The sequence below is a fragment of the Micromonospora sp. NBC_01392 genome (genome assembly GCF_045040125.1).
Lineage (GTDB): Bacteria > Actinomycetota > Actinomycetes > Mycobacteriales > Micromonosporaceae > Micromonospora.
Genome location: NZ_CP109549.1, coordinates 1,359,703 through 1,378,759 on the forward strand (window position 1 = coordinate 1,359,703; position 19,057 = coordinate 1,378,759).

Annotated in this window: 19 protein-coding genes; 15 read left to right on the forward strand and 4 right to left on the reverse strand. The window is 74.6% G+C overall.

The features are described from left to right. Positions 1-5: 5 nt before the first annotated feature. Complete coding sequence (mgrA, locus tag OG767_RS06395) at positions 6-1,004, reverse strand: L-glyceraldehyde 3-phosphate reductase (protein WP_405092573.1); 999 nt, start codon at positions 1,002-1,004, stop codon at positions 6-8. 65 nt (positions 1,005-1,069) lie between these two features. Between mgrA and OG767_RS06400 the strand changes: the two genes are divergently transcribed. The 8 genes from OG767_RS06400 (at position 1,070) to OG767_RS06435 (ending at position 9,735) form a co-directional block, all read left to right on the forward strand. Next, on the forward strand, positions 1,070-2,038 hold the full coding sequence (locus OG767_RS06400; protein ID WP_405092574.1) for an aldo/keto reductase: 969 nt from the start codon (positions 1,070-1,072) through the stop codon (positions 2,036-2,038). A gap of 4 nt (positions 2,039-2,042) precedes the next feature. Next, positions 2,043-2,540: a hemerythrin domain-containing protein gene (locus tag OG767_RS06405; RefSeq protein ID WP_357302311.1), complete on the forward strand. Its 498-nt coding sequence runs from the start codon at positions 2,043-2,045 to the stop codon at positions 2,538-2,540. A 60-nt stretch (positions 2,541-2,600) separates the two neighbouring features. Next, positions 2,601-3,851 (forward strand): sensor histidine kinase, encoded by a 1,251-nt coding sequence (locus OG767_RS06410; RefSeq protein WP_405092575.1) that lies wholly within the window; start codon positions 2,601-2,603, stop codon positions 3,849-3,851. Beyond that, entirely contained in the window at positions 3,848-4,498 is a 651-nt protein-coding gene (locus OG767_RS06415) for a response regulator (RefSeq protein ID WP_405092576.1), read from the forward strand. The genes OG767_RS06410 and OG767_RS06415 overlap by 4 nt, the downstream gene beginning before the upstream one ends. Positions 4,499-4,571: 73 nt before the next feature. Then, positions 4,572-5,630, forward strand: coding sequence for a hypothetical protein (locus OG767_RS06420; RefSeq protein WP_405092577.1), 1,059 nt, complete (start codon positions 4,572-4,574; stop codon positions 5,628-5,630). A gap of 71 nt (positions 5,631-5,701) precedes the next feature. Continuing rightward, a complete protein-coding gene (locus OG767_RS06425; RefSeq protein ID WP_405092578.1) occupies positions 5,702-7,174 on the forward strand; it encodes a magnesium chelatase in 1,473 nt (490 codons plus the stop codon). Between the two features lie 2 nt (positions 7,175-7,176). Then, complete coding sequence (locus OG767_RS06430) at positions 7,177-9,129, forward strand: VWA domain-containing protein (protein ID WP_405092579.1); 1,953 nt, start codon at positions 7,177-7,179, stop codon at positions 9,127-9,129. 120 nt (positions 9,130-9,249) lie between these two features. Beyond that, positions 9,250-9,735, forward strand: a complete 486-nt coding sequence (locus OG767_RS06435) for a hypothetical protein (protein WP_405092580.1) — start codon at positions 9,250-9,252, stop codon at positions 9,733-9,735. Here the strand turns inward: OG767_RS06435 and OG767_RS06440 are convergent. Next, positions 9,709-10,713, reverse strand: a complete 1,005-nt coding sequence (locus OG767_RS06440) for a GlxA family transcriptional regulator (RefSeq protein ID WP_405092581.1) — start codon at positions 10,711-10,713, stop codon at positions 9,709-9,711. The two genes, OG767_RS06435 and OG767_RS06440, sit on opposite strands and share 27 nt — an antisense overlap. A gap of 19 nt (positions 10,714-10,732) precedes the next feature. Between OG767_RS06440 and OG767_RS06445 the strand changes: the two genes are divergently transcribed. Beyond that, complete coding sequence (locus OG767_RS06445) at positions 10,733-12,067, forward strand: MFS transporter (protein WP_405092582.1); 1,335 nt, start codon at positions 10,733-10,735, stop codon at positions 12,065-12,067. Positions 12,068-12,071: 4 nt separating this feature from the next. Here OG767_RS06445 and OG767_RS06450 read toward each other — a convergent pair whose 3' ends face one another. Beyond that, positions 12,072-12,785: an RICIN domain-containing protein gene (locus OG767_RS06450; RefSeq protein ID WP_405092583.1), complete on the reverse strand. Its 714-nt coding sequence runs from the start codon at positions 12,783-12,785 to the stop codon at positions 12,072-12,074. Positions 12,786-12,842: 57 nt separating this feature from the next. After that, positions 12,843-13,127, reverse strand: a complete 285-nt coding sequence (locus tag OG767_RS06455) for a DUF427 domain-containing protein (protein WP_405092584.1) — start codon at positions 13,125-13,127, stop codon at positions 12,843-12,845. A gap of 83 nt (positions 13,128-13,210) precedes the next feature. On the opposite strand from OG767_RS06455, the gene OG767_RS06460 reads away from it, so the two are divergent. The 6 genes from OG767_RS06460 (at position 13,211) to OG767_RS06485 (ending at position 19,055) form a co-directional block, all read left to right on the forward strand. Next, the gene (locus OG767_RS06460; RefSeq protein ID WP_405092585.1) at positions 13,211-14,596 is read left to right on the forward strand and encodes an FAD-binding oxidoreductase; all 1,386 of its coding nucleotides are present in this window, start codon (positions 13,211-13,213) and stop codon (positions 14,594-14,596) included. Beyond that, the gene (locus OG767_RS06465) at positions 14,593-15,936 is read left to right on the forward strand and encodes a class I SAM-dependent methyltransferase (RefSeq protein WP_405092586.1); all 1,344 of its coding nucleotides are present in this window, start codon (positions 14,593-14,595) and stop codon (positions 15,934-15,936) included. The genes OG767_RS06460 and OG767_RS06465 overlap by 4 nt, the downstream gene beginning before the upstream one ends. Positions 15,937-16,025: 89 nt before the next feature. Continuing rightward, positions 16,026-16,589, forward strand: a complete 564-nt coding sequence (locus OG767_RS06470; RefSeq protein ID WP_281943911.1) for a helix-turn-helix domain-containing protein — start codon at positions 16,026-16,028, stop codon at positions 16,587-16,589. Continuing rightward, entirely contained in the window at positions 16,582-17,409 is an 828-nt protein-coding gene (locus OG767_RS06475) for an SRPBCC family protein (protein ID WP_405092587.1), read from the forward strand. The genes OG767_RS06470 and OG767_RS06475 overlap by 8 nt, the downstream gene beginning before the upstream one ends. Before the next feature lie 83 nt (positions 17,410-17,492). Further along, positions 17,493-17,726, forward strand: a complete 234-nt coding sequence (locus tag OG767_RS06480) for a zinc-ribbon domain-containing protein (RefSeq protein ID WP_107158271.1) — start codon at positions 17,493-17,495, stop codon at positions 17,724-17,726. A 258-nt stretch (positions 17,727-17,984) separates the two neighbouring features. Then, positions 17,985-19,055, forward strand: a complete 1,071-nt coding sequence (locus OG767_RS06485) for a hypothetical protein (protein ID WP_405092588.1) — start codon at positions 17,985-17,987, stop codon at positions 19,053-19,055. Positions 19,056-19,057: the final 2 nt, after the last annotated feature.

Genomic DNA, 19,057 nt, shown 5'->3' on the forward strand with positions numbered 1-19,057 from the left:
GGGCGTCACCGCGGGTCGGCGAGGATCTGGTCGATCTCGGCCAGGTCCTCGCCGGCCAGGTCCAGGTCGTCCAGCGCGGCGACGTTGCCGGCCAACTGCTCGACACTGCTCGCGCCGATGATCAGGCTGGTCATCCGCGGGTCGCGCAACGCCCAGACCAGGGCGAGCTGGGCCAGGCTCTGCCCCCGCCGCCGGGCCACCTCGGCGAGCGCGCGGACGGTGGCCATCCGCGACTCGTCCAGGTCGCTCTCGTTGAGGAAGACGCTGGTCCGCACGCGCGAGTCGGCCGGGATGCCGCCCAGGTAACGGTCGGTGAGCAGGCCCTGGGCCAGCGGGCTGAACGCGATGCACCCGGCGCCGACCTGGTCCAGCGTGTCCAGCAGGCCGTCGGACTCGGTCCAGCGGTTGAGCATCGAGTACGACGGCTGGTTGATCAGCAGCGGGGTGCCCAGGTCCCGGAGGATCTCGGCGGCCCGGGCGGTCTGCTCCGAGTCGTAGTTGGAGATGCCCACGTAGAGCGCCCTGCCCGAGCGGACGATCGCGTCCAACGCGCCCATCGTCTCCTCGAGCGGGGTGTCCGGGTCGAACCGGTGCGAGTAGAAGATGTCCACGTGATCCAGGCCCAGCCGGCGCAGCGACTGGTCCAGCGACGAGATCAGGTACTTCCGGGAGCCCCACTCGCCGTACGGGCCGGGCCACATCAGGTAGCCGGCCTTGCTGGACACCACCAGTTCGTCCCGGTACGGCTTCAGGTCGGTGGCGAGCAGCCGGCCGAACACCTCCTCCGCCGCGCCCGGCGGTGGGCCGTAGTTGTTGGCCAGGTCGAAGTGGGTGATGCCGAGGTCGAAGGCGCGGCGGACGATGTCGCGCTGCCGTTCGAAGGGCCGGTCCGGCCCGAAGTTGTGCCACAGGCCGAGGGAGAGGACGGGCAGCTTCAGCCCGCTGCGGCCGCTGCGCCGGTAGAGCATCGAGTCGTAACGGTCGTCGCTGGCGAGGTAGGTCACCCGATCATTCTGCGCCCACCGGCGAACCGGTGTGCGGGCACCGGGGCGCGGGTAGCGTCGGAGCCATGCGTTTCGTGCGGCTCGACACTCCCAAGCCCATTTCCAAGATCGGTCTCGGCACGTGGCAGTTCGGCTCCCGCGAGTGGGGCTACGGCGCCGACTACGAGCGGCGGGCGGCCGAGATCGTGCGGCGGGCGCTCGACCTCGGGGTCACCCTCTTCGACACCGCCGAGCTGTACGGCTTCGGCCGCAGCGAACGCATCCTCGGCGCAGCACTCGGCGACGACCGGGCGAAGGTGGTGGTGGCCAGCAAGATCTTCCCGCTGCTGCCGGTCGCGCCGGTGGTGCAGCAACGGGCGGTCGCCTCCGCCGCCCGGCTCGGCGTCGACCGCATCGACCTCTACCAGGTGCACCAGGCCAACCCGGTGGTCGCCGACACCACCACCATGCGCGGCATGCGCTCGTTGCAGGACGTCGGGCTGGTCGGCGAGGTCGGGGTCAGCAACTACGACCTGCGCCGGTGGCGGTTCGCCGAGGCCGCGCTGGGCCGACGGGTGCTGAGCAACCAGGTCCGCTACAGCATGATCGACCGCGGCCCGGAGAAGGACCTGATCCCGTACGCGGAGCAGGCCGGCCGGATCGTCATCGCGTACAGCCCGCTGGCGCAGGGGTTCCTCTCCGGCCGCTACGACGCCGCCAACCCGCCGTCCGGGGCGGTGCGCCGGGCCAACCCGTACTTCCTGCCGGAGAACCTGGCCCGCGGCACCGAACTGATCGCCACGCTGCGCGAGGTGGCCGACGCGCACGACGCCGCCCCGAGCCAGATCGCGCTCGCGTACGTGCTGCGGCACCCGAACGTGGTGGCCATCCCCGGCGCGTCCGGGGTGGAGCAGATGGAACGCAACGCGGCCGCCGCCGACATCGACCTGGCCGACGACGAGTACGCCGCGCTGGTCGCCGCCGCGCACGCGTTCCGGCCGGTCACCGGCCTGGCCGCGATGCCCCGGCTGATCCGCGCCCGACTGGGGAAGTGACCGCATGGACGACGTCACCGCACTGATCCTGGACGACCACGCCGCCTTCCGGCGCGGCTTCGCCCGACTCGACGACGCCCGCGACCCGGCCGAGATGCTGGCGATCTGGGAGGCGCTCGCGCTGCACCTGGACATCCACGCCGAGGCGGAGGAGGCCATCCTCTATCCGCACCTGGTGAAGCACGGCGACGACGGCGAGGACGAGACCGCCGACGCGATCGGCGACCACAACAAGATCCGCGACGCGATCGCCGAGGCCAAGCTGCACGAGGTCGGCTCGGACGCCTGGTGGGCGGCGGTCGGCACGGCCCGCCGGGAGAACAGCGAGCACCTGGCCGAGGAGGAGGACGAGGCGCTGCCCGACTTCCGCCGGCACGCGAGCGTGGAGCTGCGGGCCGAGCTGGGGGCGCGTTGGCTCACCTTCTACGGCGAGCACAAGAACGGCCGGGACCTGCCGTTCCGCGACAAGGACCCGCAGGGCTACGTGCGCGACCACCGCTGACGGGCCGATCTCCCCGGCGTGGGGGAGTCGCCCGGCGACCGGCGACGGGACAATGACCGGATGACGGTCCGGGGCGCGCTCGCGCCGCTGGTGCGCGGCAGCACCTGGCGGCGTGCCGTGTTCCTGCTGCTCGGTGGCGTGCTCGCGCTGCCGTACGCGCTGCTGGTGGTGGCGTTCGCGCAGCTCCTGACCAGCACGGAGGTGCCGCGCCCGCTCGGGTACGGGCTGCTGCTGGTCGGCGTCGGGCTGGCCGTGGTGCCGGTGTTCCTGGCCGGCAGCCGGGCGCTGGAGATCGCCGCCGCCCGGGCGCTGCTCGCGGTCGACCTGCCGGAGCCGCTGCCGGGCCACCGCGTCGACCGGGAGACCCGGTTGCGCGCCGCGCTCTGGATCGCCATGCACCTGGGCACCGGCGCGGCCGTGCTGTTCGCCGCGATCAGCGCGTTCCCGATGGCGCTGGTGTTCGTCGTCGGGTTGACCGGGATCGACACCGGGGCCGGGCCGGGTGAGCGTTTCGGGCCGTTCGACCCGGCCCGCCCGGTGCCGGCCGGGCTGGCCGGGGTGGCCCTGCTGGTCGTGCTCGGGTACGCGGTGGCCGGGCTGGGCGCGCTCGCCGCCTCGATGGCGCCGGTGCTGCTCGGCCCGGCCCAGGCCGAGCGGATCGCCGCGTTGGAGGCCCGGGCCGTGCGGCTCGCCGAACGCAACCGGCTGGCCCGGGAACTGCACGACTCGGTGGGACACGCGCTGACCGTGGCGACGCTCCAGGCTGGCGCCGCGCGGGAGCTGCTCGACACCGACCCGGAGTTCACCCGGCAGGCGCTGCGGGCCATCGAGGAGACCAGCCGCCGGGCCATGGACGACCTCGACCAGGTGCTCGGGCTGCTCCGCGAGACGGACGCCGGGCGGCCGGCCGCGTCCACCGCGCCGCAGCCCACCCTGGCCGGCCTCGCCGACCTGGTCGCCGCCGCCCGGGCCGCCGGGCTGGTCGTCGAGTCCCGGGTCGACGGCCCGCTGGACGCGCTGCCCGCGGTGGTGTCCCGCGAGGGCTACCGGATCGTGCAGGAAGGGCTGACCAACGCGGCCCGGCACGGCCGGGGACCGGTCACGCTGCGGGTCGGCGTACCCCCGGACGGGTTGGCGATCGAGCTGGTCAACACCGTGCGCGCCGGCACCGGCCCGACCGGCGGCGGACGCGGGCTGGACGGCATGCGGGAACGGGTGCTGCTGCTCGGCGGGCGGCTCGACGCCGGCCCGGTCGGGAACCGGTGGCGGGTCCGGGCCACCCTGCCCGCGCCGAGGAAGGAGCCCGGGTGACCATCGACGTGCTGATCGTGGACGACGACGAGCTGATCCGGGTCGGGCTGCGGGCCATCGTGGACGCCCAGCCGGACCTGCGCGTGGTCGGTGAGGCGGCGGACGGCGCGGCGGTGCCGCCGCTGGTGGCCAGGCTGCGGCCACGGGTGGTGCTGATGGACGTGCGGATGCCGGCCATCGACGGCATCCAGGCCACCCGCCGGCTGCTCGCCGCCTCCGCCGACCCGCCGCGCGTGCTGGTGGTCACCACGTTCGCCAACGACGAGTACGTCTACGAGGCGCTGCGCGCCGGCGCGAGCGGCTTCCTGCTCAAACGGGCCCGCCCCGCCGAGGTGGTGGAGGCGATCCGGGTGGTCGCGGCCGGCGAGTCGCTGCTCTTCCCGGCCGCGATCCGGCAGCTCGTCGGCGCGTACGGGCGACGCGGCGGGGACCGGCTGGCCGCCGCCCGGCTCACCGAGCGGGAGGCCGAGGTGCTGCGGCTGATGGCGGCCGGGCTGTCGAACCCGGAGATCGCCGCCCGGCTGGTGGTCGGCGGGGAGACGGTCAAGACGCACGTCGGGAACGTGCTGGCCAAGCTCGGGGTGCGGGATCGCACCCAGGCGGTGATCGCCGCGTACGAGTCGGGGTTCGTGGTGCCGACCGGCTGAGTCCCCCGGCCGGGGGAGGCGTCTCACTCCGCCACGGGAGGGTCTCGGGTCGCCGGGAGCCGAGGCTCGAACCATGACCGCCACGTCGCTCGCACCGACCCGTCACCGGTCCCGGACCGCGCCGCTCGCCGCCGGCTGGCTCGCGCTCTGGGGCGTGCTCGCCCTGATCTCCACCGTGACCCGCGCCGGCTACCCGTTCGGCGCGCACGACCGGGACCGCGAGGTCAACCTGCTCCGCCTGGTGCCGGTGTCGGTCGGACCGGCGCTGTTCGCGGCGCTGCTGCTCACCGCCGCGGTCGTCGCGCTGGCCATGGCCGGCCCGGTCGCCCACCCGTCCCGGCCGCTGCGCGCGCTGCTGCTCGGCCACGGCTGGACGGTCGCGTTCGGGCTGGCCGTGGTGGTGCCGGACACCCGGGTGCTGATCACGCTGGGCTACGCGCCGATCCTGCTCGTCGGCGCGCCGTTCGGCTGGCCACCGGTCGACTACGCCGACGTGTTCACCTGGACGCTGCTGTGCAAGACCGCCGCGATGGCGGGCGGGGTGCTGCTCGCCCTGGCGGTGCTCGGCTGGCAACGCCGTACCGCCGGGGCCTGTGCCGGCTGCGGCCGGGGCGACGCCGGGCGGGGCTGGACCACCCCGGCCGCCGCGGCCCGCTGGGGGCGCTGGGCGGCCTGGACCGCCGCGGTCATCCCCACCCTGTACGCGCTCACCCGGCTCGCCTGGGCCGCCGGCATCCCGCTCGGCATCTCCCGCGACTTCCTCGACGAGATGCACGACAGCGGGCTCGTCTGGGCGGGTGCCGGGCTGGGCGCCTTCGCGGTGGCCGGGGCGGTGCTCACGCTCGGGCTGGTCCGGCCCTGGGGCGAGCGGTTCCCCCGGTGGATGGTCGGCCTGGCCGGCCGCCGGGTGCCGGTGTCGCTCGCCGTGGCGCCCGCCACGCTCGTCGCGCTCGCGGTCACCGCCGGCTCACTCGGGCTGCTCACCGCCCCACGGTTCTGGGCGTTGACCGGCGGGTTCAGCCTCACCACGCTGCCGATGCTGCTCTGGCCGCTGTGGGGCGTGGCGCTCGGCGCCGCCGCGTACGCCTACCTGCTGCGCCGCCGCGGCGCCTGCCGCCGCTGCGGGCGCTGACCGCCCCCGGTGGTCGGTCCCGGTCACGGGGCGGGACCGACCACCGGGCGAAGCGGGAAAACTGAGCTAGCGTGGTGCGGGTGAGCGCTCACTCCCAGGTTTCCCCGGCTCCGCCGGCCGAGCTGCCCGCCACGCTCGGCGCGCTGCGCGCGACCGGCCACCACTACCGCACCGTCAAGCAGGAACTCCGCGACAACCTCCTCGCCCGGATGCGGTCCGGCGAGGAGCGCTTCCCCGGCATCGTCGGCTACCAGGACACGGTGCTGCCCGAGGTCGAGCGGGCGCTGCTCGCCGGCCACGACATGGTGCTGCTCGGCGAGCGTGGGCAGGGCAAGACCCGGCTGATCCGCGCGCTCGGCGGGCTGCTCGACGAGTGGACCCCGGTGATCCCCGGCTCGGTGCTCAACGAGCACCCGATGCACCCGCTCACCCCGGCCAGCCGGGCCCAGGTGGCCGAGGCCGGCGACGACCTGTCGATCGGCTGGCTGCACCGCTCGATGCGCTACGGCGAGAAGCTCGCCACGCCGGACACCAGCGTGGGCGACCTGATCGGCGACGTCGACCCGGTCCGGCTCGCCCAGGGGCGGACGCTCGGCGACCCGGAGACCATCCACTTCGGCCTCGTCCCGCGCACCAACCGGGGCGTGTTCGCCGTCAACGAGCTGCCCGACCTGGCCGAACGGATCCAGGTGGCGCTGCTCAACGTGCTGGAGGAGCGGGACATCCAGGTCCGCGGGTACCAGCTCCGGCTGCCGCTGGACCTGCTGCTGGTGGCCAGCGCCAACCCGGAGGACTACACCAACCGGGGCCGGATCATCACCCCGCTCAAGGACCGCTTCGGCGCCGAGATCCGCACCCACTACCCGCTCGACCTGGAGCTGGAGCTGGCGTTGATCCGGCAGGAGGCCGACCTGGTCGCAGGCGTGCCGGAGCACGTGCTGGAGGTGCTCGCCCGGTTCGCCCGCGGGGTGCGCGAGTCGCCGTCGGTGGACCCGCGCTCCGGGGTGTCCGCCCGGTTCGCCATCGCCGCCGCGGAGACCGTGGCCGCCGCCGCGCTGCGCCGCTCCGGCCTGCTCGCCGCCGGCGCCACCGACGACACCGGTTCCCGCCGCGCGCCGGAGGAGGCGGTGGCGCGCGTCGGTGACGCGGTCTCGGTGACGTCGACGCTGCGCGGGAAGGTCGAGTTCGAGAGCGGCGAGGAGGGGCGCGAGATCGAGGTGCTCGCGCACCTGCTGCGTACCGCCACGGCGGAGACGTTCCGGGCCCGGCTGTCCGGGCTGGACCTGTCCGGCTTCACCGCGCTGGTCGCCGAGGGCGGCGCCGTCGAGACCGGGGAGCTGGTCTCCGCCACGGAGCTGCTGCGCCAGGTCGGCACCGTGCCGGGGCTGGCGAAGGTGCTCGACCGGCTCGGTCTGGGGGACGCGCCCAGCCCGGCGGAGGCCGCCGCCGGCGTCGAGTTCGTCCTCGAAGGGCTGCACCTGACCCGCCGGCTCGGCAAGGACGTCACCGACTCCGGGCGCACCGTCTACGGCGGCCGGGGCTGACCGTGGCCGGCAACCGGTTCCGGTACGGGCAGTGGCGCGGCGGGCCCGACCCGCTCGCCCCGCCGTACGACGTGCGAGCCGCGGTGGACGCGGTCGGCGCGGAGGTGCTCGGCGGGGGCAGCCTCCGGGAGGCGCTGCGGGACCTGCTGCGGCGCGGCCCGGACGGTCGCGGCGGCCTCCAGGACCTGGCCGCCCGGGCGCGCCGGCTGCGCCGGGAGGCGTTGCGCCGGGGCGACCTGGACGGCGCGGTGACCCGGGCCCAGGCGCTGCTCGACCAGGCGCTCGCCGCCGAGCGGGACGAGCTGCGGGGCCGCGACGGCGACGACGCCCGGTTCGCCGAGGCGGTGCTGGACAACCTGCCCCGGTCCACCGCGCGCGCGGTCTCCGAGCTGTCCGAATACGACTGGGTCAGCGCCGAGGCGCGTCAGACCTACCAGCGGATCCTCGACGGGCTGCGGGGCGACGTGCTGGAGCAGCGCTTCGCCGGGCTGCGGGACGCGGCGCGGGCCGCCGGTGACCCGGACGCCCAGCGGCAGCTCGGTGACATGATGCGCGACCTCAACGAGCTGCTCGCCCGGCACGCCCGCTCGGAGGACACCACCGACGCGTTCGCCGAGTTCATGCGCCGGCACGGCGAGTTCTTCCCGGAACGGCCCCGCAACGTCGACGAGCTGATCGACGTGCTGGCCCGTCGGTCGGCGGCCGGGGAACGACTGATGCGGTCGCTGTCGGACCGGCAGCGCGAGGAGCTGGCCGGGCTGATGCGCCAGTCGCTCGGCGACCGGCTCGCCGGGGAGCTGTCCCAACTCGACGCGCACCTGCGCTCGCTGCGCCCCGACCTGAACTGGCAGCGCGGCGAACGCGTCCGCGGCGACCAGCCGCTCGGCTACGGCGAGGCGACCGGCGCGCTCGACGAGATCGCCGAACTCGACGAGCTGCTGGACTCGCTCGACCAGGACCAGGCCGGCGCCACGCTTGACGACGTCGACGTCGACGCGGTGGCCCGGACGCTGGGCCGGGACGCCGCCGACGACGTACGCCGCCTGCGCGACCTGGAGCGGGAGCTGCGCCGCCAGGGCTGGGTGACCCGGGACACGGAGGGGCTCACGCTCAGCCCGAAGGCGCTGCGCCGGCTCGCCGGCACCGCGCTGCGGCGGGTCTTCGCCGACCTGACGGCCGGTCCCCGGGGCCAGCACGACCTGCGCTCCGCCGGTGCGGCCGGCGAGGTCAGCGGCGCCTCCCGCCCCTGGGAGTACGGCGACGAGCAGCCGCTGGACGTGGTGCGCACGCTGACCCGGGCGGTCCGCCGGGCCGGCCCCGGCGTGCCGGTGCCGCTCGCGGTCGAGGACTTCGAGGTGATGGAGACCGAGCGTCGGGCGTCCGCGGCGGTGGTGCTCTGCGTCGACCTGTCGTACTCGATGATCTCGCAGGGGCGGTGGGGCCCGATGAAGCAGACGGCGCTGGCGCTGTCGCACCTGATGGCCACCCGGTTCCCGCAGGACGCGTTGCAGATCGTCGGCTTCGGGCGGGAGGCGATGCCGCTGACCCAGCAGGAGCTGGCGGCGGCGGAGCCGGACATGGAGCAGGGCACCAACCTCCAGCACGCGTTGCGGCTGGCGGGCCGGCACCTGCGCCGCCACCCGGGCGCCGAGCCGGTGGTGCTCGTGGTGACCGACGGCGAGCCCACCGCCCATCTGGATCCGGACGACGGCGAGGCGTGCTTCAACTGGCCCCCGCTGCCGGAGACGATCGAGGCGACCATCCGCGAGGTGGACAAGCTGACCCGGTACGGCGCCACGCTCAACCTGTTCATGCTCGGCGACGATCCGGGGCTGCGCCGGTTCGTCGACGCGGTGGCCCGCCGTTCCGGCGGCCGGATGTTCACCCCCGACCTGAACGACCTCGGCGAGTACGTCGTCTCCGACTACCTCCGCGCCCGCCACGGCCGCCGCTGACCCCCCGACCCCGCCGGCCTGTCCGCGCGGATTCACGGAAAGAGTGGCCATTCCGCGTGCCATGGCCACGCTTTCCGTGAATCCGCGCGGGGTGGGGGTGGGATGGGGTTGGATGCGGGCATGGACGAGGTGGATGCCGGGGCGCTGCGGCGGGCGTATGACGAGCTGCTCGCCGAGGTGGACGCGGGCGGGTTCGGGCCGCCGCCGGAGGGGGAGCTGAGCGCCGAGCAGATCGTCGCGCACCTCGCCGCCAACGACGAGCTGATGAGCGAGGCGACGGAGGCGGTGCTGGCCGGGTCGCCGTTCGCGTACTACGACCTGGACGCCGTGCACCGCCCGCAGCTCGACGCGCTGGTCTCCGAGTGCGGCGGGCTGGACGCGCTGGCCGCGCTGCTGCGGGCCACCAGCCTGAAGCTCTGCGCGCTGGCCGAGCGGCTCGGCCCGGCCGCCGAGACGCCCGTCGAGACCGTGCTGCGCGAGGGCTTCGACCTGGACGTGGACGACTCGCTGCCCTGGGGGCGCGCGCTCGACCTGCACATCCGGGTGCACCTGCCGCTGCACCTGACCCAGCTCCGCGCGCTACGCCGGCAGCCCCACCTGGCCTGACCCCAGGGGCGCGCGGAAGGCGCGGCGGTAGGCGGTGGGGGCCACGCCCACCCGGGCGTGGAAGTGCTGGCGCAGGGCGGCGGTGGTGCCGAAGCCGGCGTCCCGGGCGATCCGGTCGACGCTCAGGTCGGTGGTCTCCAGCAGCACCCGGGCGTGCTCGGTGCGTTGCCGCAGCAGCCACTGCGCCGGGCTGAGCCCGGTCTCGGAGCGGAAGTGCCGGGTGAACGTGCGGACGCTCATCCGCGCGTGCGCGGCCATCTCGCGCAACGCGACCGGTTCGTGCAGCCGTCGCCGGGCCCACTCGCGGGTGGCCGCGGTGCCGGTGGCCGTGGCCCGGGGCACCGGCCGCTCGATGTACTGGGCCTGGCCGCCGTCGCGCCACGGCGGCACCACGCAGCGGCGGGCCGCCCGGTTGGCCACCGCGCTGCCGTGGTCGGTGCGGATCACGTGCAGGCAGAGGTCGATGCCGGCGGCCACCCCGGCCGAGGTGAGCACCGGCCCGTCGTCGACGAAGAGCACCTCGGGGTCGAGCCGTACGCCCGGGTACAGCCGCCGGAAGCGGGCCGCGTACGCCCAGTGGGTGGTGGCCGGTCGGCCGTCGAGCAGGCCGGCGGCGGCGAGCACGAACGCGCCGGTGCAGATGGACATGATCCGGGCGCCCCGCTCGTGGGCGGCGCGCAGCGCGTCCGCCACGTCGGCGTCCACCGTGCCGGCGGTGAGCGGCGGGCCCTCGTGGATGCCGGGGACGATCACCGTGTCGGCGGTGTCCAGCGCGTCGAGGCCGTGGTCGGGGAGCACCCGGAAGCCGCCCGTGCTGCGTACCGGACGGGCCCCGGCGGTGCAGGTGGTGACCGCGTACAGCCGGGTCCGGTCCGTGACGCGGGCGGCGCCGAAGAGCTGGGCGGGGGTGCCGAGGTCGAGGGCGACCACGCCGTCCAGGGCGAGTACGACGACGCGGTGCGGCGGCAGGGCGGGCATGGCCCGATTATTGCGCACGATGGCTTTCCGGCCACTCGTCCCCGGGGCCCGCCGTGGCGAGACTCGGTGGGTGAGAAGACTGCACCCGGCCTGGCTGGTCGCCGGCGTCGCGTTCGTGGCGCTGGTCGGCGCCGCCGGCTTCCGGGCCACCCCGGGCGTCCTGCTGCATCCGTTGCACGCCGAGTTCGGCTGGCCGCTCGCCACCATCTCCGCCGCCGTCTCGGTCAACCTGCTGCTCTACGGCGTCACCGCCCCGTTCGCCGCGGCGCTGATGGACCGGTTCGGCATCCGCCGGGTGGTGGCCGTCGCGCTGCTGCTGGTGGCCGCCGGCAGCGGGCTGACCGTGGCGATGACCGAGAGCTGGCAGCTCATCCTCTGCTGGGGCGTGCTGGTCGGGCTGGGCACCGGCTCGATGGCGCTGGCGTTCGTGGCGACCGTCACCGGGCGCTGGTTCGTCCGCCGCCGGGGCCTGGTCACCGGCGTGCTCACCGCCGGCGGGGCGGCCGGGCAACTGGTGTTCCTCCCGCTGCTCGCGGTGCTGGTGCGCGACCACGGGTGGCGGACGGCGGCACTCGTCGTGGCCGGGGCCGCGCTCGCCGTCGTACCCCTGGTGGGGTGGTTGCTGCGCGAGCACCCGGCGGATCTCGGCCGGCCCGCCTACGGCGCCACCGCTGTCGTGCCGCCGGCCCGGCCGGCGGGCGGCGCGGCGGGCCGCGCGGTCGGCGCGCTGGCCGCCGCCGCGCGGACCCGGCCGTTCTGGTTGCTGGCCGGCGGCTTCGCGATCTGCGGCGCGACCACGAACGGGCTGGTCGGCACGCACTTCGTGCCGGCCGCGCACGACCACGGCATGCCGGAGACCACCGCCGCCGGCCTGCTCGCCCTGGTCGGGATCTTCGACATCGCCGGGTCGGTGGCGTCCGGCTGGCTCACCGACCGGGTCGACAGCCGGCTGCTGCTCGGCGCCTACTACACGCTGCGCGGCGGATCGCTGCTGGTGCTGCCGAGCCTGTTCGCCGGCCGGGCCGAGCCGAGCATGCTGGTCTTCATCGTCTTCTACGGGCTGGACTGGGTGGCCACCGTGCCGCCGACGGTGGCGCTGTGCCGGGAGTGGTTCGGCGCGTCCGGCGCGGTGGTGTTCGGCTGGGTGTTCGCCGCGCACCAGGTGGGCGCCGCGCTGGCCGCCACCGGCGCCGGCCTGGTCCGGGACCGCCTCGGCGACTACGCGATGGCCTGGTACGTGGCCGGTGCGCTCTCGATCGGCGCGGCCGGGCTCTCCCTGCTGCTGCGCCGACGGCCCGCGCTCGCGTTGCCCGTGGTCGCGGCCGGCCGGCGGGCCTGGAGCTACCGGGGCTGACCGGTCAGCCGAGCGCCCACTGTTGCTCGGCGGCGCCGCCGCACGGCGCCTGTTCCAGCTCCCGCCCGGCCTCGGTGCCCGCGTCGTCGACCTGCGCGCACCTGCCGCTGTGCACGGCGACCAGCAGCACCGGCCCGCCGCCCGTCGGCTGGAGCTTCCACTGCTGGTTGGCCTGCCCGTTGCAGGACCACTGCTGCACGTCGGCGCCGTCGTCGGTGCTCGCCTCGTTGACGTCGAGGCACTTGCCGCTGGCGGCGTTGACCAGCAGGTAGGTGTCGGGGGCGACAGGCGTGACCACCCACTGCTGCTCCGGCCCGCCGGTGCAGTCGGCGAGCGCGGCCTGCGCGCCCTCCGGGTCGTCGCCGGCGACCCCGACGCAGCGCCCGGACGGCACGCCCCGGATCACCCGGGGCGTGGCCACCGGCGCGGCCGGCGTCTCCGGCGTCGCGCTCGGCGTGGGCGACGGCGCGGCCCCGGTCGTCGGCGGGGCCGAACTCGGCTCGCTCTCCGCCGGGGTCGGCACGGCCGCCGCCGGCACCACCGGCCGGTCGGCCCCGCCCCCCAGCACGCCGGTCGCGAAGAACACCCCCAGGAGTACGCCGACCAGGCCGATGCCCAGCGCGGTCCGCATCAGCGGGTCCCGGGGCAGCCGGCTCCCGCCGCGGGCGGGGCGGGCACCGTAGACGGTGCCGGACGGGTCGGGACGCGGGTCGGCCATGGGGGCATCCTGACCCACCGGAGCCGCCGAGGGCCAGTCGCCCCGGCGGCCGGTGACTCAGTCGACGACCCGGACGTCCTTCCAGAACGCCACCCGGTCCCGCACCATCTCGGCCCCGGACTTCGGGTCGGGGTAGTACCAGACCGCGTCCGGGCTGGTGGCGCCCTCGTGTTCCAGCGTGTAGTAGGAGGCGGTGCCCTTCCACGGGCAGACCGTGTGCGTGTCGGAGGAGCGGATCAGGTCGTCGCGCAGGGCCGTACGCGGGAAGTAGTGGTTGCCCTCGACCAGCACGGTGTCGTCGCTCTCCGCGACGACCAGGTCGTTCCAGACGGCTTTCGGCATGGCCTCCACGCTATGCCGCGACCCGCCCGTCGGCCACCGTCGAGGGTGCCACGAATTGTCGGACCGGGGCGTAAGGTGATCTCATGCGAGCTGTCCGTGATCATGAACGGGCGGTGGACGCGCTGCGGCGCTCGTACGCCGCGGTGCCCGCCGGTGAGACGGTGCGACTGGCCAAGCAGACCTCGAACCTGTTCCGCCCCCGTTCCGCGCCCCGGGCGCCGGGGTTGGACGTACGCGGGCTGACCGGGGTGCTCGACGTGGACGCGGCGGCCCGCACCGCCGACGTGCAGGGCATGTGCACCTACGAGGACCTGGTCGACGCGACGCTGCCGCACGGGCTGATGCCGCTGGTCGTGCCGCAGTTGCGCACCATCACGCTCGGCGGCGCGGTGACCGGCCTGGGCATCGAGTCGACGTCGTTCCGCAACGGCCTGCCGCACGAGTCGGTGACCGAGATGGACGTGCTCACCGGCGCGGGGGAGCTGATCACCACCCGTCCCCGGGGCGAGCACGCCGAGCTGCACCGGGCGTTCCCCAACTCGCTGGGCAGCCTCGGTTACGCCACCCGGCTGCGCATCGAGCTGCAACCGGTCGGCCGGCACGTGGCGCTGCGCAACATCCGGTTCACCCGGCTGGAGGAACTGGTCGACGCGATCGGCGAGGTGGTCGACAAGGGCGCTTTCGGGGGCGAGCCGGTCGACGCCATGGACGGCGTGATGTTCAGCCCCGGCGAGTCCTACCTGGTGCTCGCCACGTTCACCGACCAGGCCGACGGCCGTCCGTCCGACTACACCGGCCAGGAGATCTACTACCGCTCCCTGCGTCGGCGCACCCGCGACGTGCTGACCGCGTACGACTATCTCTGGCGGTGGGACACCGACTGGTTCTGGTGCTCGTCCGCCTTCGGCGTGCAGCACCCGGTCCTCCGGCGGCTCTGGCCGCAGCGCTACCGGCGCAGCGACTTCTATCACAAGATCGTGCGCTTCGAGCACCGGCACCAGGTGGCCGCCCGGGTCGACAGGTGGCGGGGCCGGCCGGCGCGCGAGCGGGTGGTGCAGGACGTGGAGATCCCGCTGGCGCGTACGCCGGAGTTCCTGCGCTGGTTCGCGGCGAACGTGAAGATGGATCCGGTGTGGCTCTGTCCGCTGCGGTTGCGGGAGCCGGCCGGCCCGGGATCGGCCCGGGCGTGGCCGCTGTATCCGCTCCAACCGGGCGAGACCTATGTGAACATCGGCTTCTGGGGCAGCGTCCCGATCGCGCCGGGCGCCGCCGACGGCGACGTCAACCGGCGGATCGAACACATGGTGTCGGAGACGGGCGGCCACAAGTCGCTCTACTCCGACGCGTACTACGACCGGGCCGCGTTCGACCGGCTCTACGGCGGGGAGACCTGGCGCGCCGTGAAGGACCGCTACGACCCGGATCACCGACTCACCGGACTGTACGAGAAGGCGGTATCCCGAGCATGAGTCTGACCGACCGAACACCGGGGGCGGCGAGCGCCCCGGCCGGGCCGCCCACGGGCGGCCGGCGCACCGGACCGACCGTCGCGGACGTGATCCGCGCGGTGACCACCGGCGACCTGCCCGTCCGGGTCACCGGGTACGACGGCAGCGCGGTGGGCCCGGCCGACGCCGGGATCACCCTGGCGATCCGCACCGAGCGGGGTCTGTCGTACCTCCTCACCGCGCCGGGTGACCTGGGCATGGCCCGGGCCTACGTCAGCGGTGACCTGGGGCTCGACGGCGTGCACCCCGGCGACCCGTACGAGGCGTTGCGGGTGCTCAAGGACGAGATGCCGCTGCGGATGCCGCCGGTGGCCGACGCGCTGGCCCTGGCCAAGGGGCTGGGCTGGGAGCGGCTGCGGCCCCCGCCGGCCCCGCCGCAGGAGGCGGCGCCGCGCTGGAAGCGGGTGGTGAACGGGCTTCGTCACTCGCGGGCGCGGGACAGCACCGCGATCTCCCACCACTACGACGTGTCGAACGCCTTCTACGAGAAGGTGCTCGGCGAGTCCATGACGTACACCTGCGCGGTCTTCCGCACTCCCGGCGACACGCTGGAGGAGGCACAGCGGGCCAAGTACGACCTCGTCGCCGGCAAGCTGGCGCTCACGCCGGGGATGCGGCTGCTGGACGTCGGCTGCGGCTGGGGCGGCATGGTCCGGCACGCGGCCCGGGAGTACGGCGTCAAGGCGCTGGGCGTGACGCTGTCCAGGGCGCAGGCCGAGTGGGCGCAGGCCGCGATCGAGCGGGAGGGGCTGGGCGACCTGGCCGAGGTGCGGCACCTCGACTACCGGGACGCGCCGCGCGAGCAGTTCGACGCGATCTCCTCGATCGGGCTGACCGAGCACATCGGCGTGCGCAACTACCCGGCCTACTTCGGCGGGTTGCGGTCCCGTCTCAAGCGCGGCGGGCGGCTGCTGAACCACTGCATCACCCGGGCCGACAACCGGGCGCCGCACCGCTCCGGCGCGTTCATCGACAGGTACGTCTTCCCGGACGGTGAGCTGGCCGGCCCGGGACGGCTGATCAGCGAGATCCACGACGCCGGGTTCGAGGTGCACCACGAGGAGAACCTGCGCCAGCACTACGCGCTGACGCTGGCCGGTTGGTGCCGCAACCTGGTCGAGCACTGGGACTTCTGCGTCAACGAGGTCGGTCCGGGCACCGCCCGGGTGTGGGGCCTCTACATGGCCGGCTCCCGGATGGCGTTCGAACGCAACGGCATCCAGTTGCACCAGGTGCTCGCCACGCACAACGGCCCGCAGGGGGTGAACGGCTACCCGCTGCGTCCGGACTGGACGCCCTGACCCGTACCGACGAGAGGCCGCGCGGACCGCGCGGCCTCTCGTCGACGTCATTGACAAACAAATTTTGTACGTACAAACTTGTTTTTGCCATGAGAGACGTCCTGTACCTGGAAGCACGCGAGCAGGCGGAGACCCTGCTCAAGCCGCAGCGCATCGAGGTGCTGCGGCAGCTCGCCGAGCCGCGCACCTGCACCGAGGTCGCCGCCCGGCTGGACCAGACGCCGCAGCGCGTCTACTACCACGTCAAGCAACTGGTCGCGGCCGGCCTGGCCGAGCAGGTCGCGCAGCGGCAGGTGCGCGGCATCACCGAGGGCATCTACCAGGCCGTCGCCCGGTCCTACTGGCTCTCCCCACGGCTGGTCGGCCGCATCGGCGACGGGCGCCGGGTGCGCGACGAGCTGAGCCTCGGCTACCTGCTCGACCTGATGGAGGAGGTCCAGGCGGACATCGCCGCGCTGGACCGGGCCGCCCCCGAGCTGCCCTCGATCGGTGTGTCCGGCGAGATCCGGGTGCCCGCCGAGCGGCGCCAGGAGTTCCTGCACGACCTGCAGTCGACGCTGCGGGACCTGTTCACCCGATACGGCGGCGCCGAGGGAGACGCCTTCAAGCTCGCCGTGGCCTGCTACCCGAAAGGCGACAACACCGATGACTGAGCCGCTGACCGTCCGCGCCCGCCTCGCCGCCGACGTGGCGACCGTCCGCCGCGCGCTGACCGACCCGGCCGAGCTGCGCGTCTGGCTCGCCGAGCACGCCGAGGTCGAGCTGCCCCGGCGGTACGAGTTCTGGGGCCGCTTCACGCCCGAGGGCGACGCGCCGCACCAGCGGCTGCGGCACGTCGACGACACGTCACTGCGCTTCACGTGGACGCTCGACGGGGTGGAGACCACCACCGAGATCGAGCTGGCGCCCGACGGCGACGCCACGATCCTCACGCTGCGGCAGAGCCACTTCTCCTTCGAGGAGGCGATGAGCGGCAGCAGCATCCGGGGCGTGCTCCAGACGTACTGGGCGCTGTCGATCGCCAACCTCAACGCGCACCTGGAGGGACGGCCGCTGCTGCCGCGTACCGACTTCACCGCCGCCGACCTGCGCGGCGAGCTGCTGATCGACGCCCCGATCGACGCCGTGTGGACCTCACTGACCGACTCGGAGCAGGCCAGCGCCTGGTTCGGCTACCCGATCGGCATCGAACCCTGGGCGGGCGGTCGCTACGCGATGGGCGGCTTCGACACCGGCTACGTGGCCAAGGTGCTGGACGTGACGCCCGGCCGGGCCATCTCCGTCGACTGGGGGCCCACCGGCGTCAGCACCTGGGAGCTGGCCGAGTCCGCCGGCCGGACGAAGCTGACGTTCGTGCAGTCCGGCTTCGACGAGGGCAACCCCCCGTACGCCGCCTGGACCGGCACGGTGGCCGGCCTGACCGAGCTGCGCCGCTTCCACGAACTCCCCGCCTGGCGCCCCATCTGGCTCTGATGAAAGGAGGGGGCCCCGCTTAACGCCTCCGGTAGAGGCGGGGCCCCCGCTTAACACGTGCCGCGGCTGGGTAATGCCGGGCGATGTTCTTCATCTTCGGGCTGCGGACCAAGGTCACCCGCTCCGGTGTCGTCACCCGGGTCTGCCGTCACTGCGGCAACCAGGCCGCACAGGTGATCACCCGGCGGGCCACGAAGTTCAGCCTCTTCTTCGTCCCGCTGATCCCGGTGCGCACCCGGTACGCGCAGCAGTGCACGTTCTGCGGCGCCGAGTACGACATCTCCCGCGCCGAGGCCGAGCGCCTCCCGGTCGGCTGACCGTGACGCGCTTCCTCTGCTGGCTGATGGGGCGGCCGATGGTCACACCGCCCGCCGTACCGGTGCACACCGCCGCCCGTCCACCCTGCACGCCCGGCCGTCGGCACCGTCGCCGCAACCGGCCGGCGGCGGGCGCGCTGTCCCCGCGCTCTCCGTGGAACCGTTCCCCCGGCCGGTGACCCACCGGAGCGGGTGTCAACAGGGGAACCCTCCTCTACCGGAGGCGTTAACAGGGGGCCCGTCCTTACACTTCATCGGGTGGAAGATCGGCTGGGGGAGATTCGGGGTGGGGGGCCGCCGCGGCGGCACAACGCCCGCACCATCGCGGCGCTGACCGGCAACCCCGGGTGCACCCGGCGCGCCGTGCTGGACAGCGCCGGCGCGGACAAGCCGGCGCTGGCCGAGCGGCTGGGCTTCCCGGCCCGGTTCGGGCAGTCCCGGTTCGCCATCACCCGGGGCAACGCGTTCGAGGCGCAGGTGAAGGCGGACGGCGGGGTGGAGCTGCTGCGCCTGGTGGCGGAGCGGCTCGGCGTACCGGTGCCGGCGGGCGCGACCTGGACGGACCTGGGCGGCGACGAGGACCGGACGGAACGCTCCCGGGCGGCGTTGACGGCCGGCGGGGACGCTCCGGCGCTGTTCGACCATCCGCTGCTCGGTCTGGACGTGGCCGGCCGACGCGTGCACCTGGAGCCGGACCTGGTCGCCGCCCGGCTGGCCGGCCGGTTCCACGTCGTGGAGATCAAGTCGTTCCCGGTGATCGACGGGCAGGCCGACCCGGCGAAGGTGGCCGCCGCCGCGATCCAGTCCGCGGTCTACGTGCTGGCGTTGCGGGAGCTGCTCGCCGCCGGGGGACGCGATCCGGAGCTGGTCTCGCACGAGGTGGTGCTGATCTGCCCGCGCGACTTCGCCAACCGGCCGGTGGCCAGCCTGCTCGACGTCCGCCGGCAGCTCCTGGTGCTGAGCCGGCAGCTCGCCCGGATGGCCCGCGTCGATGACCTGCTGGCCACTCTGCCGGCCGGCTTCACCGCCGATCCGGCGGCCGATCCGGCCACGCTGGCCGCCGCGCTGCACGAGGTGCCGGCCCGCTACGCGCCGGACTGCCTGGCCGCCTGCGAGCTGGCCTTCTTCTGCCGGCACGAGGCGCGCGGCCAGACCGGGGCGCTGGGTCGGCCGGTCCGGGAGGCGCTCGGCGGTGTGCCGGCGGTGGCGGACGTGCTGGCGCTCGCCGCGGGCGTCAGTACCCCGGAGCCGGAGCAGGCGGAGGCCGCCGCGCTGCTGCGGGCCGCCGCGCGCCTGCGCGCCGACGCCCTCGCCGGAAACCCCGCATGAGT

What these genes read in the sequence shown, in the direction of transcription:
- OG767_RS06480 (WP_107158271.1), top strand. Translation starts at nt 17,493, where the DNA reads ATGTTCTTCATCTTCGGGCTGCGGACCAAGGTCACCCGCTCCGGTGTC.
- OG767_RS06470 (WP_281943911.1), top strand. Translation starts at nt 16,026, where the DNA reads ATGAGAGACGTCCTGTACCTGGAAGCACGCGAGCAGGCGGAGACCCTG.
- OG767_RS06445 (WP_405092582.1), top strand. Translation starts at nt 10,733, where the DNA reads ATGGCTTTCCGGCCACTCGTCCCCGGGGCCCGCCGTGGCGAGACTCGG.
- OG767_RS06440 (WP_405092581.1), bottom strand. Translation starts at nt 10,713, where the DNA reads ATGCCCGCCCTGCCGCCGCACCGCGTCGTCGTACTCGCCCTGGACGGC.
- OG767_RS06405 (WP_357302311.1), top strand. Translation starts at nt 2,043, where the DNA reads ATGGACGACGTCACCGCACTGATCCTGGACGACCACGCCGCCTTCCGG.
- OG767_RS06450 (WP_405092583.1), bottom strand. Translation starts at nt 12,785, where the DNA reads ATGGCCGACCCGCGTCCCGACCCGTCCGGCACCGTCTACGGTGCCCGC.
- OG767_RS06455 (WP_405092584.1), bottom strand. Translation starts at nt 13,127, where the DNA reads ATGCCGAAAGCCGTCTGGAACGACCTGGTCGTCGCGGAGAGCGACGAC.
- OG767_RS06465 (WP_405092586.1), top strand. Translation starts at nt 14,593, where the DNA reads ATGAGTCTGACCGACCGAACACCGGGGGCGGCGAGCGCCCCGGCCGGG.
- OG767_RS06410 (WP_405092575.1), top strand. Translation starts at nt 2,601, where the DNA reads ATGACGGTCCGGGGCGCGCTCGCGCCGCTGGTGCGCGGCAGCACCTGG.
- OG767_RS06420 (WP_405092577.1), top strand. Translation starts at nt 4,572, where the DNA reads ATGACCGCCACGTCGCTCGCACCGACCCGTCACCGGTCCCGGACCGCG.
- OG767_RS06460 (WP_405092585.1), top strand. Translation starts at nt 13,211, where the DNA reads ATGCGAGCTGTCCGTGATCATGAACGGGCGGTGGACGCGCTGCGGCGC.
- OG767_RS06435 (WP_405092580.1), top strand. Translation starts at nt 9,250, where the DNA reads ATGGACGAGGTGGATGCCGGGGCGCTGCGGCGGGCGTATGACGAGCTG.
- OG767_RS06475 (WP_405092587.1), top strand. Translation starts at nt 16,582, where the DNA reads ATGACTGAGCCGCTGACCGTCCGCGCCCGCCTCGCCGCCGACGTGGCG.
- OG767_RS06400 (WP_405092574.1), top strand. Translation starts at nt 1,070, where the DNA reads ATGCGTTTCGTGCGGCTCGACACTCCCAAGCCCATTTCCAAGATCGGT.